The organism is Gelidibacter sp. F63206 (assembly GCF_023015735.1).
On record NZ_JALKAU010000054.1, the window covers coordinates 1 to 17,579 of the forward strand.

Annotated in this window: 10 protein-coding genes and 2 pseudogenes; 5 read left to right on the plus strand and 7 right to left on the minus strand. The window is 33.9% G+C overall.

The window, feature by feature from the left end:
* Positions 1-286 precede the first annotated feature (286 nt).
* Positions 287-544 (plus strand): annotated as a pseudogene (locus MWU32_RS02300) (Arm DNA-binding domain-containing protein); the annotation flags it as partial.
* A gap of 21 nt (positions 545-565) precedes the next feature.
* Positions 566-1,621 carry a tyrosine-type recombinase/integrase gene (locus MWU32_RS02305; protein WP_246937439.1) on the plus strand — a complete coding sequence of 352 codons (1,056 nt, stop codon included), beginning with the start codon at positions 566-568 and terminating at the stop codon, positions 1,619-1,621.
* 2,509 nt (positions 1,622-4,130) lie between these two features.
* Here the strand turns inward: MWU32_RS02305 and MWU32_RS02310 are convergent.
* The 6 genes from MWU32_RS02310 to MWU32_RS02335 all read right to left on the minus strand — a co-directional run bounded on the left by MWU32_RS02310 (position 4,131) and on the right by MWU32_RS02335 (position 13,747).
* Entirely contained in the window at positions 4,131-4,607 is a 477-nt protein-coding gene (locus MWU32_RS02310; RefSeq protein WP_246937421.1) for a protein-disulfide reductase DsbD domain-containing protein, read from the minus strand.
* A 6-nt stretch (positions 4,608-4,613) separates the two neighbouring features.
* Positions 4,614-6,125, minus strand: a complete 1,512-nt coding sequence (locus tag MWU32_RS02315) for a S8 family peptidase (protein ID WP_246937423.1) — start codon at positions 6,123-6,125, stop codon at positions 4,614-4,616.
* Between the two features lie 4 nt (positions 6,126-6,129).
* Entirely contained in the window at positions 6,130-7,527 is a 1,398-nt protein-coding gene (locus tag MWU32_RS02320) for a TlpA family protein disulfide reductase (protein WP_246937425.1), read from the minus strand.
* Between the two features lie 195 nt (positions 7,528-7,722).
* Entirely contained in the window at positions 7,723-9,156 is a 1,434-nt protein-coding gene (locus MWU32_RS02325) for a RagB/SusD family nutrient uptake outer membrane protein (RefSeq protein ID WP_246937427.1), read from the minus strand.
* A 17-nt stretch (positions 9,157-9,173) separates the two neighbouring features.
* On the minus strand, positions 9,174-12,479 hold the full coding sequence (locus MWU32_RS02330) for a SusC/RagA family TonB-linked outer membrane protein (protein ID WP_246937429.1): 3,306 nt from the start codon (positions 12,477-12,479) through the stop codon (positions 9,174-9,176).
* A gap of 98 nt (positions 12,480-12,577) precedes the next feature.
* Complete coding sequence (locus MWU32_RS02335; RefSeq protein ID WP_246937431.1) at positions 12,578-13,747, minus strand: FecR family protein; 1,170 nt, start codon at positions 13,745-13,747, stop codon at positions 12,578-12,580.
* Positions 13,748-13,879: 132 nt separating this feature from the next.
* Between MWU32_RS02335 and MWU32_RS02340 the strand changes: the two genes are divergently transcribed.
* Positions 13,880-14,482 (plus strand): RNA polymerase sigma factor, encoded by a 603-nt coding sequence (locus tag MWU32_RS02340; RefSeq protein WP_246937433.1) that lies wholly within the window; start codon positions 13,880-13,882, stop codon positions 14,480-14,482.
* Positions 14,483-14,505: 23 nt separating this feature from the next.
* Here MWU32_RS02340 and MWU32_RS02345 read toward each other — a convergent pair whose 3' ends face one another.
* A complete protein-coding gene (locus MWU32_RS02345; protein ID WP_246937435.1) occupies positions 14,506-15,030 on the minus strand; it encodes a hypothetical protein in 525 nt (174 codons plus the stop codon).
* A gap of 1,124 nt (positions 15,031-16,154) precedes the next feature.
* Here MWU32_RS02345 and MWU32_RS02350 point away from each other — a divergent pair.
* Positions 16,155-16,754: an RNA polymerase sigma factor gene (locus MWU32_RS02350; protein ID WP_246937437.1), complete on the plus strand. Its 600-nt coding sequence runs from the start codon at positions 16,155-16,157 to the stop codon at positions 16,752-16,754.
* 232 nt (positions 16,755-16,986) lie between these two features.
* Positions 16,987-17,579, plus strand: a pseudogene (locus tag MWU32_RS02355) (hypothetical protein); the annotation flags it as partial.

A 17,579-nucleotide genomic window follows, 5' to 3' on the forward strand; every position in this document is an offset into this window, starting at 1 on the left:
GTGTCCGCCGCGGCGGATATGAGCCCAAAAAAAACGCATCGACTATTTATAGTGATGCGTCTTGCTTAGTAGCGGGAACAGGACTCGAACCTGTGACCTTTGGGTTATGAGCCCAAAATAAACAAGAAATAAAAACCCACAAACATCTGCGAAATCAATGATTCTAAGCGTATTACATTTTTTATAATATCAATTAAATTCAATCAAAATCAAATTATTCTGTACCTATTCTGTACCCCTTTTCTAAATCTTTTATTATCTTTATAACATTTCAAATATGGTTATTATGGTTTCTATAAAAATTATTAGACGGAAAAACAAAGAAAGAATAGATGGCACTGCTCCCCTTGCCTTAAGAATCAGCCAAAACTATAAAACTAACTATGTATTTATAGGCCAGTATGTGCTAGAGAAAGATTGGGATCATAACATTGGACGAGTAAAAAGAACACATCCCAATTCAAAGAAGTTAAACAATTTCCTCTTAAAAAAACTCATTGAGGCCAATGACATCTATTTTGACAATAAAAATGATGACTTATCCCCAAAACAAATTAAACAACAATTGAAAGGACCCGATGGATCGAAATCCTTTTTTACTGTCGCTGCCGAACGCATACAAAGCAAATACGACCGAGGGACATTTTCAGTTGTAAAACCCCAACTATCCATACTTTTTAATATAGAAGAGTTTTTAAATGTAAAAACTTCTCTCCCAAAAGATGAAATTATAAAAGGGATTAAAGAACGAAGGAAAGAGAGACTTAGTAAAGCCAAAAAATCGGAACTTACATTTACAGACAGTATAAAATATTTCAAACAAAATAAGACATTAATGTTCAGGGATATCGATGAGGCTTTTTTAGAAAAATTTCAAACATTTTCCGCGGCATACCTTAACCAAAAAGCCCGAACAATAACCAATCAACTTATTTTCATAAGAACTCTCTTCAATGTCGCTATTAAAGATGGTATTGTCGCACCGAAATATTATCCTTTTGCTGGTGAAAAACAAAAGATACGTATTGGATCTGGGAACAAAATTGGATTAACCATTGAGGAAGTCGAAAGGCTGGAAAATTTAAAACTTGAAGAAGGCACTTCAATCTGGCACACACATAAAGTTTGGTTAATCTCATTTTACTTTGCTGGGATACGTATTTCAGATGTTGTAAAGCTAAAATGGTCAGACTTTAAAGATGAGCGCCTATATTATGTTATGAACAAAAACAGCAAACCTCTCAGTTTGAAAATCCCGGAGAAAGCGGATACCATACTTAAACTTTACAAAAAATATAGGAAAGAAAACAATGGCTATGTTTTTCCTTTTCTAAAAGATGCAAACGTTGAAGATGCGGAAGATGTTTTCATTAAAACAGGAAATAGCACCAAACTTTTTAATAAATTCCTGAAAAAGATTGCATTGCAATGCAATATTGATAAAAATCTTTCAAACCATATTGCTCGTCATACATTTGGTAATATTGCCGGGGACCGAATACATCCCTTAATGTTACAAAAACTATATCGTCACAGTGATTTAAAAACTACTTTAAATTATCAAGCCAACTTTATCCACAGAGACGCCGATGATGCATTGGATAGTGTGATAAACTTTTAAATATATAGTGAACGCAGTTTGAACTTAAAAAGGTCACAACGGCTGACCATAATCCTTCTTTTTTGTTGTATGTAGATTGCTCACATAGCCAGAAAATTGGCATTGTACTTTTTCGATTTAATTCACGAACTTTCTTAACGAAATTCCCCCCGGGGCTACTATCCAACGTTTCCCATTAACTCCATACGATTCTCTAAAATGTTCATAATATTTTAATTCTGACTAACGTTTTTATAATGTTTTGAAAATCAGTTGTTAGTGATTCTGATTTTCAGTTGTGATCTTATCTTTTCCAGTCTCCTAAACGTTAGCTTAAAGTGATTAATTTTTTTTCCGGAATGAGAGGAATTACCCCCAACAGTCAGAGAATTAACAACACGGTATTCAAGTTAGTCCATACCGAAATACGAATGTTTGGTTATTATGAGAGTTTATAAAAAAGGTTTTGATTCCTAGTCAATATGGGATATAGCAGCGGTGATACCATTGGTTATAGGTAATGATTTTGCTTTCTCAAATTCAATCATCCTCTTGCGAGTCGTAAAAATTGATAAAACTGAATAATTCCGTCCCTTCGCTCCATTTCCATTTACTTATGAAATATAAATGATTTGGTATCCGTGAATGCTTCGCAGTTCAGAAACTTCATCACTACTACAGACTGATCAGCCCCTACGCCAAACATCGCCATTCTGCCTTTAGTTTGTGCTATTGTCCATTTCACTTTGCATCTTGGTATAGGTTCCCGAGTTCCGTAAATAAGCCCGAATAATGGTCATGCCTCCTAAATGATACCCCACATGCGGGACCACCAAGCCAGTAAACAGGTGACCGCTGGACTTTGAACATCGGATCTAAAAAAAGCTTAAGAAAGATTTATGCCAACGACTTAATTCTCATGGCTATAAGTATATTAAAATCATATAAAATAACATCGAAGTCACCCATACAAGCATAGATATCCAAATCAGTCGGTCAGGCCTCCTTTTTTTCATTGATTAAAATCAGGTTTTTTAAGGTTATAAAACTTAACATTATCCATTGCACCGCATTGTCGTTCAATATTCGGAACCTGTTATTAAAAATATCAATCACCGAGTTTCAACATAATTTTTCCTAAATTATGGAGATACACCTAAAATTAACAACAGATTTTGGTCCCGTATATTTTACTCCCATTCACACATCATTTGTTTTATATTTCGCTTTAACTTAAAGCAATACTTGAAATTTAGTCCCTTACAAAACAGCAAATTTCAAAAATTTCCAGAATGACCACAAATTCAATCCAGCGCTCGCCATTTTTCCCTTAACTATTTCCGATTTATCTATATAATGGAAACAAGTTCCGGCGCAGAACTATCTCAGGCTTAACTTGATCTTCAAAATATAAATAATTCTACTTTTTTAAAGCACGGGTAGATTTTAGACGCCCTACCCGTGCACCAATCAAGATAGGTAATGTAAAAATTGACTAATTCAACTAATTATGAAAAAATAAGTTATAGACTTATTCTTTTCTTAACTTCCTCTATCTTGGTTGTTATATCTTTTTCTTGGAGGAAAGAATATCATTCCTTCACTTATTATACAGTTATCCAGTATTTAAATAAACTTTGATATCCCAAAGCTTATCTTCAGAAATTCGTTTATCTATCCTTATTTGAACTTATAACTATAAGGATCGATAACTTTTCTTAACTCCAAATACCACCATAAACTAAAACTTGTTGCAACTCCCTAATATAACTCGGGCTTTAATTTGCCATTTGGTGTCAAATAAGGTATTAGTTATCTTTAATCATTTAGGTGAGTTATTTCAACAGTTATGTTTCGTACCATCTTCCAAAAAGTTCACAAAACTTTGGATGTCAAGATTGTAGATTTTTGTCCCTACCTAATTTTCGCCATCTACGCTTATCAAGACATACAATGGACGATGTTCCTGAATTCTACAATCTAAAAATCTGCATTCTGTTGGCCGCTCGAGTCTCAATTCTTCCATCATTATTGGATACCTCACTCATTTTCAATAAGTTAAACCTTATCATTAATATACAATACAAAGACCATGTAGTTAGCGTCTAATAACTTCAAGTCCTCTTGACTTCTCCACATCTCAGCTTTCATTCTAAGACAATTAACGCAATCGTAGTTAGTGTACTCTAAGAGAACTGGGACGTTCTGGCCTTTGGCATATTGTTTTACCTGGTCTAAAAGTAAAATAACGCTAACCCATGGGATAAATTGAGTATTTCTGCATTGGCACTGGACATTCAGAACCTATCTCACACAAAAACAAACCTGCTTTATGTTCAAAAGCCTCTAATTACTCTATCAGAAACATTGCTTTTATCAGTGACGAATTCTCTTCATGTTTGTAGTGCTAAATAATCTCACAATAACCTCAAATGTGCGCTTTTCATTCCTGATATAATAGACAATAGGAATGTTGTTAATCCTTAGCCAAACGCTATTATTAAAAATGACCAGACTTCTTGCATAGTCCCTACTTTGTTGGTTCCATTTCGAATTCGAATTCATCTCTTTCAAGAATACATTTACCGTCAACCGTAGTACAGACCTGATACTCATAAGAACCCATGATGGTTACTTTACTAGAAAGAATCTTTACTTTTTGCCTGAACTCTGCTTTTTCTTCAAAATAGTTAACGACTACCTCGAACACTTCATCGTGCGTTTTTTTCACTCCTATTGCTTGCATATCACCTAAAAGCATATAGCTATCATTAGCCTCAAATTCAAATGTAGTAGGTAGTGGGCCTAAATCGTAACTCTGTTTATTGCTATATAAATGCCATGTAGCATCTAATTTTACAGTAAATATTAACTCAACAATTTCTCCTTGTTTCGGATGCTTTTTAGATACACTAACGCTCCATTTGGCTGGTGTTAGAATTTGAGCTGACATAGATACACCTATAAAAAGACTAAAGGCGAGTAAGACTATTTTTTTTGTTATCATCTTCATTTATTTATTCGCAATAGATAGGTTATCAGCCATTAATATGGCGTTGTAAGCATTTAATATTTTGCCAGTTACTGATAGTTCATTTAATAATTTTTTATTTCCGAACCTCCCTACATTAACCTCAAAATCAACAGAAATTCCTGAATCCATGATGATACGTTTCACTTGAATAGCCGAAAGTTTCGGGTAATAGGAACGTATCAATGCCGCTACACCAGATACCATGGGAGCTGACATAGAAGTGCCGTCTTGAAAAGCGTACTCATTATCTGGAATTGTAGAATATATTTTTGATCCTGGAGCAAAAATATCGACATTTTTTTTGCCATAATTTGAAAATACAGACACTAAAGAAATATTAAAATTATGCGTAGTAGCTCCAACACAAATCATATTATCTGTAAATTCAACATCACTATTTTTAGTATCATTCGGAAAGTTTGCAGTTGTATCTATATTTTTACCATTATTACCAGCTCCCATAATTAACAACACATCATTTTTTTTTGCATATTCAATAGCTTCATACACCCAATTTGGATGTGCTGAATACGCTTTACCGAAACTCATATTAATTACTTTAGCACCATTATCAACAGCATATCGAATAGCTAAAGCGACATCCTTATCGTATTCATCTCCATCAGGAATAGCACGAATAGGCATGATTTTTAATAAATTGCTCCCTAATCCAATACTTTTATTTATAACAGCAGCCACGATACCAGATACGTGAGTACCGTGTAAACCCTTATCTTTGAACCCTGTAACATCTGCATTGCCATAACCAGTATCTAATAAATCATTAGGATCATCTCCTACAATTTTCCTCGGATTAATATCTAGATTGTAATGAAATTTTTGTAGATTTTCATAATAAGCCAGTGCATCTTTCAGTTTGTCATCGTTCGGAGTAGTATTAAGTTTTTGAATTAGACTTTCGATTGCCATATTAACGCTAATAGACGTTTGATTGTACTCCTCTCTTTGATCCTGAAACAGATCATAATCCTCTTGACTTGTTTCTATAATCTCATCTAAAGTTTTTGCTTCATACTTTTTAATCATTCTCGTTATTTCGAGTTGTGTATGGTAAATATTACCCTGATTGCTACCCAAAAAGTTCCAACCATGAATATCGTCTACAAAACCATTGTGGTCATCATCCATTTGATTGTTTGCAATTTCATTTTCATTTTTCCAAATAAATTGGTTTAAGTCCTTATGCTCAATATCAACTCCTGAATCGATAATTCCAACAATAATGGGGCTTGCCTTTTTATCTTTTAAAAATTCATAAGTTTTCACTAGGCTAATTCCTGGTATGGTATCTGTAAATATATCGGCATAGGGCCAGTCTTGAAGCTCTAACTCCGTTAGAACTTCTTTTTTGGCTACAATAGTTGTGGTAATGGTATTAATATGCTGTGGTAACACAGCTTTTACACTTCCACAACTAGTTAGTAATATTGTGACCAATATTATGATATAACTTATTCTAAATATTTTCATGTTACTATTCAAGATTTAAATATTTACGAATTAGCGGTTCCAGGCGTTCACCTCTTGCATTCTTATCAACTATAACGCCTTCTTTTTTTAATAACCATACTGTAGGGTAAGAATTGATTTGATATAATGAGGTGAAGCTTACAGATGTATCCGCCCCTCCTTCCAAACGCAATGGCCAATTAGCCTTGGTCTTTTGAAGAACATCTTGTATGTGACTTTCTCTTCCTGCAGCACCTGATACAATCCCAATCACTTCAAAACCTTGGTCTCGGTATTTATCATATAGGGCTTTAAGATGTGGCATTACTGCAATACAGGGGCCACAATAAGGGGTCCAAAAATCAATCAGGACCACTTTACCTCGCATTTTGGCAAGGTCTACTTGAGTACCATCCATAGCCGTAAAAGTCATTTCTAAAGGCTTTGTACCATCCATTTCTTTTATTGCCTCAATAGCCGCCAGGTTATCAGTTGCGAATTTATGCAAGGTTTTAATACCTATTTGGTCTGCTTGGGGGCTATTAGGTCCTGTTATTTCAAAGAAATATTTCCAATTAGAATCTCCTACAGCCTTTGAACGATCTCCAATGGAAACTAATAGATTCTTGATATCATCAGCCATTTGCTCCAATGTTCCGTATTTATTCATTACTGCTTCCATCTGTAATCGTAACGAATCCCAAAATTGGATATCAAATCGATCCCAATAACTAGCTTCCATGTTATTCCTTTCTGGTAATTCAGTATGTATTTTATGAGCAATAATAAAGTTCCGAATTAATAACATATGTTCAGCTCTGTATTTACGCTCCAAAGATGCATTAGAGGAGAGAACATTGGCGACTAAATCATTTGTCATTTTCAAATACTGTGCTCTAGCCTGTTCATCTACAGGCAAGGCTCTCTTGAGACTTTTAAACATGTTAAGTCTTTCAGACTTCGGTGCCTCCTTATACCTTATATCATTTAAATACTGTATTAGACTTTCAGGAACTTTGTCAGCGATAAAATCAGGATGGGTAGACAAATTATAAAGCATGCCCATAGCTTTCTCATAATTTTCATTTTGTGGGTATTTTTCTAAAAACGCCTCTATCATTCGCATTTCAACTTGATCCTTTTTATCGCTTAACCTTTGGAAATCTATAAAACTATCGTTTGCATAAGAATCCTCATAACCTTCGGGGATTTTAATAAGGTTTGGGTGCGCCAAAAACTTCTCGAAATACTCATCTCCCTGATTTTTTTTTGTGTTAAGTTTTTGCTGTAAGTCTGGGTTAGTTTTTACATTGTCTGTATCATCTTGTGCTTGTGAGCTATTGACAATGCAGGCAAAAACTAACATTGTTATTACACCTGATTTAAAGGTGATAGCCTTTGTGAATTTCGCAATTGTTTTCATAATTTGATTATTGTTAAATCATATCCTTTTAGGATATAGTTATTGACTTGAAGACTTCCCTATTTGTTATTGTATACTTTATCTATTTGGTTCCTTTCTGAATAGACTCTACATAAACTATAAATTGTTAAAAAGTATATCAGAATGAATTACTTCATCCTTTTTAATTTTGTTGAGAAGAATGCCTATGTCCAATTAGTACCCAGGATTTTGTGGATTTAGATGTGAATTCAATTCCAATTCATTAGCAGGAATAGGGAATAGAATATTTGTTTCCGACCAATTAGTCTTGATAGGACTCAAAACATCGCTTGCTTTTCCTGTTCTTTTTAAGTCAAACCAACGATGACCCTGTTCAGTAAAAAGCTCTACGTGACGTTCTTGAAGAATTGCATCTATTAGATCACTCATCGTGGATGCAGTTGTATCTGGTAAACCAGCCCTATTTCTAATAGCATTTAAGTCTTGTTGTGAACCAGCTATATCTCCTTGATGCACCCTAGCTTCAGAACGGATGAGATATTGCTCCGCCAATCGAAAAATAATTGAATATTCCAAAGCAGCCGTTTGAGTAAAAATTTCTTTGTATTTAAATGCATATTGTAAAGTAGTTAAACCGTCTGAACTTGTGTTGCTACCTATCCAATTATCATATCTTAAATCATTAGGCTCAAAGGCGTTTAATAAACTGTTATTCAACGCATAAGATTGACCAGGTATAAATCTAATTATTAACCAATTTGCCTCATAAGTGTTATTATGACTAACTCCATTAGGTTTAAATTGCCAAATGGTCTCTAGGGATTCTTTTAAAAACACTTTAGTTATATCTGATTCTAAACTAAATGCACTTATAACTTCTGACGATATTTCTTCGGCCAATTCCCAATTTTCAGTATAGAGATAGATTCTTGCAAGTAGAGCCTTTGCTACTGATTTATTTGGAATCACTTTCTCTCCACTACTATCTGTATCATTTAATAAACTGATTGCTTCGCTCAAATCCGCAATAATATTATCATATACTTGATTTTGAGGCATTCGATATACCGTATTATTTTCTAAATAATTGGTCGTTGTTATATATGGGACATCTCCATAAATTGCCACCAACAAACTATGCATATTGGCTCGAATAAATAGAGCTTGGCCTTTAAACTCATCTCGTTCAGCACTTGTTAGAGCACTTGAATTCTCAACTCCCTTGATAATATCATTTACAGCATAAATTACTTTATAAGCATGAGACCACCATTCTAAAGCTGTATTATCCGTATCAATAACATTATGATTATAAATATTTAAAAAATTTGCATCAAAATTATAATAGTCTAACTCATCAGCATAAGAACTCATTAAAATACCCAATCCAAAGTTACCAGATACCATTCCGCTTTCTCTCATTTTATAATAAACATTGGCTAAAGCTGATTCTACAGTAGAAGGGTCTTCGAAAACTGTTTCTGAAACCAGCGTATTTTTTGGAGGGTCTATTTCTACAAAATTCGAGCAAGCTGCTAACGCCAAAACAAGTGAATAAATGAATATACTTTTTATAGTATTAATCACATTTTTAAAGAGACTTTTCTGAAAGTCATTATCGTTGATGTTGTTTTCTGTATGTTTCATAATTATAAATTTTGATATTAAAAACCAAGATTAAGACCTATTGTAAACTGACGTAATGGAGGTAAAGTATTAGAATACAATTGCTCTGGATCTAAATATTTATATCCAGTAATTGTCAATAGGTTTTGGCCCTGTATATACACACTTAAATCTAAACCACTACTTACTTTTTTTGGAACCTTATAAGTTAGTGAAATGTTTCGTAAACGTATGAAGGAAGCATCTGATATCGCAGCATCACTACTAGACTGTAGCTCACTCAAATTATAAAGATCTGGTGTTGTATATAAAAAAGAAGCTTGTTGATGCGGGCTTATATCCCCTGCTTGCTGCCAGCGATCGTATAGCTCGATTGGACCATTTAACTGCCCTCCAGGTGTTGCTTTGGCACTTAAATAATTATACCTTATCTGTTTTTTAAATTGAAAGAAGAAATCTAGAGACAAATTCTTGTAACTAATTGTATTCCCTAGGCCTCCATAGAATTCAGGAGCAAAATCCTTAATGATTTGCCTGTCATATAATGAATTTATTTCGCCATCTTGATTAAAATCTTCAAATTCGTAAACTCCAGTATCTGGATTAACACCCAAAGCATGGTATAATTGCCTAATCGACAATGATTCACCTACAATATACCTATTTGCAAAGGTTGAACTTTCAATGTCTTTAAATTTTAATAATTTATTTTCTGGTATAGTTATATTAAAAGTGGTACTCCAATTAAAATTATTCTTTTGAAAATTAATAGTTCTTAAATCTATCTCGAATCCTGTATTTTGAACAGTGGCATCAAAGTTTCCATCTAAAGTACTAAATCCAGTAGTCGCCGCTAAAGGCACTCCTATTAACTGATTGGAAGATCTATTGTCATACCATGCAGTAGTTAAGAATATTCTATCTTTAAATAATCCTATTTCTAAAGCAGCTTCCAGTTTTTTGTTTTCTTCCCAAGCTAATAATGGATTAAATATTCCTGTAGGTTCCAAAGTTGAAGTTCCATTATAATCAAACCCAGTTACGCTATAAGTGTCTAAAAATCTGTAGTCTCCAATATTATCACTGCCTGTGGTTCCATAACTTGCTCTTAACTTACCAAAACTCAATACTGAACTTTCTTTAAATATATTTTCATTAGAAAATAGCCAAGCAGCTCCAATAGCTCCGAAATTACCAAACTGTTTTCCTGGACCAAATCGAGAAGATCCATCTCGGCGACCCGTAATATTAAGAATATATTTGTCCTTCCAGTTTATATTAAGACGACCAAACAATGCTTGGTAACTATATTCACTATCAGAATTTTGAATTGCTTCAATGGTTTCTGCTGCTGAAATATTAAGCAGTAAATTATTACTAGCAAACCCAGTTCCTTTTAGTACTAACTGATCTATAGTTTCACGTTGAAAAGTTGATCCCAGTAAAATATCATATTTAACATCACCCCATTGATGTTTCCAATTTAACTGGGGTTCTATAATCCAAGAATCGCGGTTAGAGGTATTTGTATTAATCGTAGAATAATTTATAGAAGTGTAACCCTGTATAGGATTTCTGGCTGTGTGTGGTAGTATGACGTAAGAATCTATATTATTTTTATTATAACCAAAATTAGTTCTTGCTTCTAAATTTGGAAATATTTTATATGATATTACCATATTTGAAATAAGCGTATTAATTTTTACATGATACTCTTCTTCCAACCGGGCAAATGGATTGTCGAACGAATTACTGGGCCAATTGTAATTACCATCTTCATTGTATAATTCAGGCGTATTAGGCGCAAGAGTATAAGCGAGGTTAGTAAAATCGGATCGGGGTAATAAATTATTTTCTATAGCATAATTAGTAGAAAGGTTTATCTTAAAACGACCATCATTTGAAAGGTGGTTTACATTACTATATACAGTAGCTTTTTTATAATTAGCATCACCAGGGAAAACCGTTGTTTCTTTTTGATGTGCACCACTAATTAAAAACTGGGTTTGATCACTACCTCCTGAAACTGAAAGTTGAATCTTATTTCTATATGCTGTACCTCCGATTAGTTCCTCTTGCCAATCTGTATAGCGGTTTTGATCCCAAGTTTTAAGTTCTGGCCAAACAAAATCGAAGGCTGGGTCTTCTAAAAAAGCACCAAATCCATCATTTACAATTCCTTCTCTAAATAATTCTAAAAATTGTTCGGTATTCATTAAATCTCTGAAATGACTAACATGTCCTAACGTGGTACTCACATTTGCTTTAAACTGTGTTTTTCCTGATTTACCTTTTTTAGTAGATATTAAAACTACACCATTGGCACCACGAGATCCATAAATAGCTGTGGCATCTGCATCTTTTAGCACTTCAATGCTTTCAATGTCTTCAGAACTTATTGCATTTAAGGGGCTTGTATTTCCTCCATTTATTTGACCAGACACGCTATATGATTCTAATGATTCTCCTCCAAATGGTACTCCATCTACAATAAATAAAGGATTAGTTCCTCCATTAATGAAGTTTTTACCCCGAATCTGTATGTCAAAACCTCCACCTGGCACTCCCGTTGTTTGCACTATATCTACCCCGGAAATATAACCTTGAATAGCTCCCAAAGGATTGTTTACTGGTTGTTTCTCTATGGTTTTGGCATCGATTTTGGCAATACTGCCCGTTGACTCTCTCTGTGTAGTTTTGTAGTAGCCAGCATTAATTGTTACTTGATCAAGCTCACTGATCGATTCCTTAAAGATAACATCAATCACACTCTGATTGTACACTGTGATTTCTTGTGTTACAAAGCCTAAACCAGAAAACACCAAAACATTTTCGGGGTTATTCACTGTGATTGCATATTTACCATCAAAATCAGTAGAGGTTCCAATATTTGTTCCCTTGATAAGAACGGTAACACCCACAACGGGAAGACCAGCCACATCGATTACTTTACCCGAAACTTGGCGCTGTTGTTGAGACTTGTAGTCTTTAATGACAATGGTGTTATTTTCAGAAACAACAACATTGAATTGACCAGACCCAAGGCTTTGATTCAATAATTTATCTACCCTTATTATTCCTTTTTTTAATTGAACTTTCGGTAAGTTTTTAAATAGTCCTTCAGGATATAAAAAGCGGTATTTTGTTTGGTCGATAATGATTTCGAACACTTCGTCAATCGTTGCGAATTTGTCTACATCGATTGTTACTTTTTCTTGAGCGATACTGCTTTCGGTATTAAAACTGAAAACGGTGGTGCATAATAGAAAGATAAATGTTCTCATAATCATCAAGAGATGCCGTTTTCGAATGAGGTAACGGACATTAATTAATTTAATTTCCATAAATTTGAATTGAATTAGTTAGACATTAGTTTAATTATTCACTTTGAAGGGACGGAGTTGAGACATCGCCAAATGGTTGACTTCGCTCCCTTTTTTTGTTATTTTAGAATTACATTTTTATTCTTAATTTCATAATTTTTAATTACTCCAAAGCTTTGAATGGTATTTAAGATTGATACTATGTCTTGATCTTTTCCCAATACTCCAACAAAACGAACGTTTTCTAATTCTATATCCGCAAAAGTGACATCCATATCATACCAACGAGAGAGTACTTTCATAATCTCTTTTAGGCTTTTATTTTTCACAATAAACTCACCATTAATCCATGATATTTCCCCTTTGATATCTATATTTTTGATTGATAGATTATCTGTTGTTAAATCAAGGGTCGCTTGTTGGTTAGGTGTTAATACTTGATTTGTTGACTCTGTACTAATAGCCACTTTACCGCTAACCAAGGTTGAATAAATTTTCGATTCGTCTTTATAGGCTTTGACATTAAAATTTGTACCGAGTACTTGTATCACTTGGTTCTGATTATTTACTTTGAAATCAGACCCTTTATGTTCTGAACTGTGAGATACTTCAAAATAGGCTTCACCATACACCAATTCTACCTGACGGCTTTCGCCGTCGGTAAAACTTACGGGGTACTTAAGTTGAGTTTCTGAATTCAACCACACCTTGGTGCCATCTGAAAGGGTGATTTGAAATTCGCCTCCCCTTGGGATTGTCAGATAGTTATAGACTAAATTGCGTGAAGAACTGTTGGTGTAAATTATTTCTTCTCCGTTGCTTGTGGCGTTTTGTGTTTGAATAGAAGTTCCTTTTTCTATAGCTACTGTGGTGCCATCTTCTAACGTTAAGGTTGCTTTGTCAATGCCTGGTTCGATTTGGTTGTTGACAATAACTGGTTGGTTGCTAGTTGATGGTTGATTAGTGAATATTGTTTCCCTTAAAAAATAGGTGGATGCCAATGCTATTATTAGAACTGCTGCAGCTGCGTATTTGAAAATAGGTTGGTTTTTAAGTTGGTAAACCATCGATTTTTCTTTTCTTATGGTGCGCAGGAGTCGCTCCAATGCTTTTTTGGAATCTGGTTCATTCATAGTGTAGGTAATTGCATAGTGAGTTTGTACATAATCTTTGAAAACATTTCTATTTTTTGGATGCTTGATCCATTCAGAAAGAGTATCCAAATCAATCGCTGTCGCCGATTTGCTTAGATACTTTACAATAAGATTTTCGATTTCCGGAGTTATCATTTCTCGTGATTCATTTTCTATATAACAAGACAAGTTTTCACAACCCTTGCTTTTTAAAATAATTATTTCTGTTTTTTATTAATTACTTTAGCTTACTCAATAACCGTTAAAAATTTTGATGGCCTTTTAATATTGGAATCGATATATAAGAATAACGTTAATTTTATACGTCTTCTCAAAGAGGGCGATGAGCAGGCCTTTGTATATTTGATAAAAACATACCACAGACCTCTTTTCACCTATGCATTGAGCCTGAATAATGATTACACACTTGCCGAAGATATTGTGCAAATAGCGTTTCTGAAAACCTGGGAATACAGAAAACGGCTGAATCCAGATTTCTCTATCAAAAGCTTTTTATATAAGATTGTCTATAATGAATTCATTAATCAATATCGCAGAGATAAAGCCATATCGAACTTGGAACGTACTTACATCGAAGCTCTTGAGGAAGTAATGGATGATGGCAACCTCGAACTATTAGAACGGAAAATTGCAATTGTGGCAAAAGAAATCAAAAATTTACCCTCCAAATGCAAAGAAATATTTTTATTAAGTAAAGAAGAAGGACTGACTAATATTGAAATTGCTGAACACTTGAACATTTCAGTTAAAACTGTTGAAGGCCATCTTACCAAAGCCTATCATTTGTTACGCAAACAAGCAGGGAATCAATTAAAAAGCATTTTGTTTTTATTGTTTGGTCGAAGTGATAATTGGGATGCGGAATGTTAGTTTTTCCCATTGATTTCAGATTTTCAGTAGCTTTCACAATTTTTATTAAATTCTATTTTAAAAAGTTCTTTGCCTGTTTTGAGATGACTGATTCCATCTCCAACAACACAATTTATAACGCCCTTTAATATTACAGCCTCATTGTCCACAACATGAACTATTTGCACAAAGTTGACTGCAACCTTATAGCACCTGATTTCATGATTTAAAAGTTCATCATATCTTTCAATGGGCACGTCGATTTCCTCAATATTTCCATTAAGGATAATAAATTCACTTTTATTGAATTCGATGGTCAGCAATGAGGAATCTAAATGATTCAACTGTTCTGTGTACAATTGCCAAGGCGATTTTATAAATGCGGAGATGTGGATTGTATAAGTGTGAGCACTTTGCCGATTTGCCAAAAAGCGCCAGGATAATGGATTATCATTTTGAGCTTTGAACATGTCACCTAAAAAAAGCTTATGAAAGATTGATGCCAACGACTTAATTCTCATGGCTATAAGCATATTAAGATCATATAAAATAACATCGAAGTCACCCATACAAGCATAGATGTCCAAATCAGATGGTCAGGTCTCCTTTTTTTCATTGATTAAAATCAGGTTTTTTAAGGTTATAAAACTTAACATTATCCATTGCACCGCACTGTCGTTCAATGATCGGAACCTGTTATTAAAAATATCAATCACCGAGTTTCAACATAATTTTTCCTAAATTATGGAGATACACCTAAAATTAACAACAGATTTTGGTCCCGTATATTTTACTTCTACTCACTCATCATTTGTTATATATTTCGCTTTAACTTAGAGCAATACTTGTAATTTAATCCCTTAAAAAACAGCAAATTACAACAATTTCCAGAATGACTACAAATTCAATCCAGCGCTCTCCATTTTTTCCATTGGTTTTCTGATTTATTTATATTCAATGGAACTAAATCAAATTAGACTAAAGTGCCTAGATTTTTTAAAACAGACCGAAAGTCTGTTGCAATCGTAAAATTCATAGTAAATGTTTTATGCTGATATTCTCAATCGACGGTGCCATTCGTGAAAATTCGTGATTCCGTTAGCTATCGAAAGTGTCATTTTTTTAGAAGCCAAAGCGAGATGCACTAAAACACATAGTTTAACTTCACCTGAGATCAATAAAATCGTTTAATACATGAGGAAACGGCGATCTTCTCAAATCCTTTTGGGCGTCTCCAAACTTTTCTTAAATAGTCATAAAAATGGGTAATATTTGAAATTATTCATATCAGCAGACATATCATCCTTTATTTTGCCTCTCGCTATATCGCAAGACAACCACTTTCAAAGTGGGATATATTATTTGGGCTTCGCATTAAATACAATGAGACATTCAGTTCCAAATCTTACAACTGGATTTTATACTTTGCCTACAACTATCATCGTAATACACTAAATATTAATCAATTTGATCACGGTGTAAGAAAACAGGAAAGCGCGGACAAATAACGGCAGAAGAAGGACTAGAGGCTAAATATTTCCTATACTCAACTAAACATATTTCATATCATACCATCTCATATTTAGTAAATTAATAAAAATTGCTTAATATTGATCATAACTATAGTCAAAATTTTCTTAAAAAGATTGCCATTGATTATCAAATAATTTACATCCATTTTGATTTTTAATTTATGACTGAAACGCAAACAACCTCTGATAAATTATTACTCAAAGGACTGATCGAGGGCAATGAAAAAACATTTCTCACTATTTTTAATACCTACAGAAAAGAAGTCTATGCCTATAGCTTAAGCATTTTGAAATCCCAAACCTACGCAGAAGAAATTGTCCAAGAGGTATTCCTTAAAATTTGGATTAAGCGTAAAGATCTCGATATGTCTTTAGCCTTAAAGCCCTATCTCATTGTCATTACTAAAAACATGTGCTTAAATTTTTTAAAGAAGGCGGCATACGACGTTAAAATGCGCGAGGAAGTTTTCTACCAAAGCCAAAAGTCATTTAATCCAATTTATACCGGGATTCACGAAAAAGAATTAGATGACATTCAAAAACAGGCCTTAGATCTTTTGCCTCCTCGACGAAGATTAATTTTCGAAATGTCACGGAATGAAGGCAAAAGCTATAAAGAGATCAGCCAAGAATTAGGCATCTCAATAAATACAGTAAAAAGCCAAATGAACAAAGCCCTTGAAGCGCTTCGAGTCTTTCTTTTAAAAAACAGCGACATCTCCTTTACACTCTTGCTATTGGCATTTAAGTGGTTGAAATAATATTTAAAAATTCAGGGTTACACCACTTTTCAAAAAAAATCCACCTTTTTTTACACATTTGATTTTCATAGCAATTATACTCAAGACACCTTGAATTTAAAGAGGTTTAACAGATATTATGCTTCTGCAATTTGGTATGATTTGTTCATTTTCTGAAAATAAAATAACTTTTGAGTAACACAAAAATGATTCTCAATGGTTGTTTATATAGATACCGATAATTTAGGCACGAATGAATCAAGTACCCGATATACAAAAACTCCTGCTAAAGTTTGTTAAAAATGATTGTACGTCACAAGAAATCGCAACAATCATCAAATATGTAAAACAAACAAAAGGGACGGACAATTTACCTAACTTCAATGAGGTAATGCAACTATTTGAAGAGATCCCTGACATTGAACCGAAACGAGCACAAACGATGTATCAAAACATCCTAAAAACTGCGAAGCATGAAAAAAGAAGATCTTCAACAAGAAGAATATGGCGTTATGCCGCGGCAGCAGTTGTAGTGGGTATTATGGCATCAACTTATTTTTTTAGAGATCGTGTGTTAAATAACGACATCATAGCACCAAGTGCTACAATAGTACGCCATAACATCCATCCTGGTACGGACAAAGCCACCTTAACGCTTGAAACGGGAGAAACAATTTCTTTAGAAAAAAACACGTCTATTCAAACTCAAAACGCTACAAGTAATGGCGAGCAGATAATTTATAATAACAGTACTTCCCGAGAATTAGTCTATAACCATCTTACAATCCCACGAGGCGGGCAGTTTCAATTATCCCTCGCAGATGGTACACGGGTATGGTTGAACTC

What these genes read in the sequence shown, in the direction of transcription:
- MWU32_RS02320 (WP_246937425.1), bottom strand. Translation starts at nt 7,527, where the DNA reads ATGAAAACAATTGCGAAATTCACAAAGGCTATCACCTTTAAATCAGGT.
- MWU32_RS02325 (WP_246937427.1), bottom strand. Translation starts at nt 9,156, where the DNA reads ATGAAACATACAGAAAACAACATCAACGATAATGACTTTCAGAAAAGT.
- MWU32_RS02315 (WP_246937423.1), bottom strand. Translation starts at nt 6,125, where the DNA reads ATGAAAATATTTAGAATAAGTTATATCATAATATTGGTCACAATATTA.
- MWU32_RS02345 (WP_246937435.1), bottom strand. Translation starts at nt 15,030, where the DNA reads ATGGGTGACTTCGATGTTATTTTATATGATCTTAATATGCTTATAGCC.
- MWU32_RS02310 (WP_246937421.1), bottom strand. Translation starts at nt 4,607, where the DNA reads ATGATAACAAAAAAAATAGTCTTACTCGCCTTTAGTCTTTTTATAGGT.
- MWU32_RS02330 (WP_246937429.1), bottom strand. Translation starts at nt 12,479, where the DNA reads ATGGAAATTAAATTAATTAATGTCCGTTACCTCATTCGAAAACGGCAT.
- MWU32_RS02335 (WP_246937431.1), bottom strand. Translation starts at nt 13,747, where the DNA reads ATGATAACTCCGGAAATCGAAAATCTTATTGTAAAGTATCTAAGCAAA.
- MWU32_RS02350 (WP_246937437.1), top strand. Translation starts at nt 16,155, where the DNA reads ATGACTGAAACGCAAACAACCTCTGATAAATTATTACTCAAAGGACTG.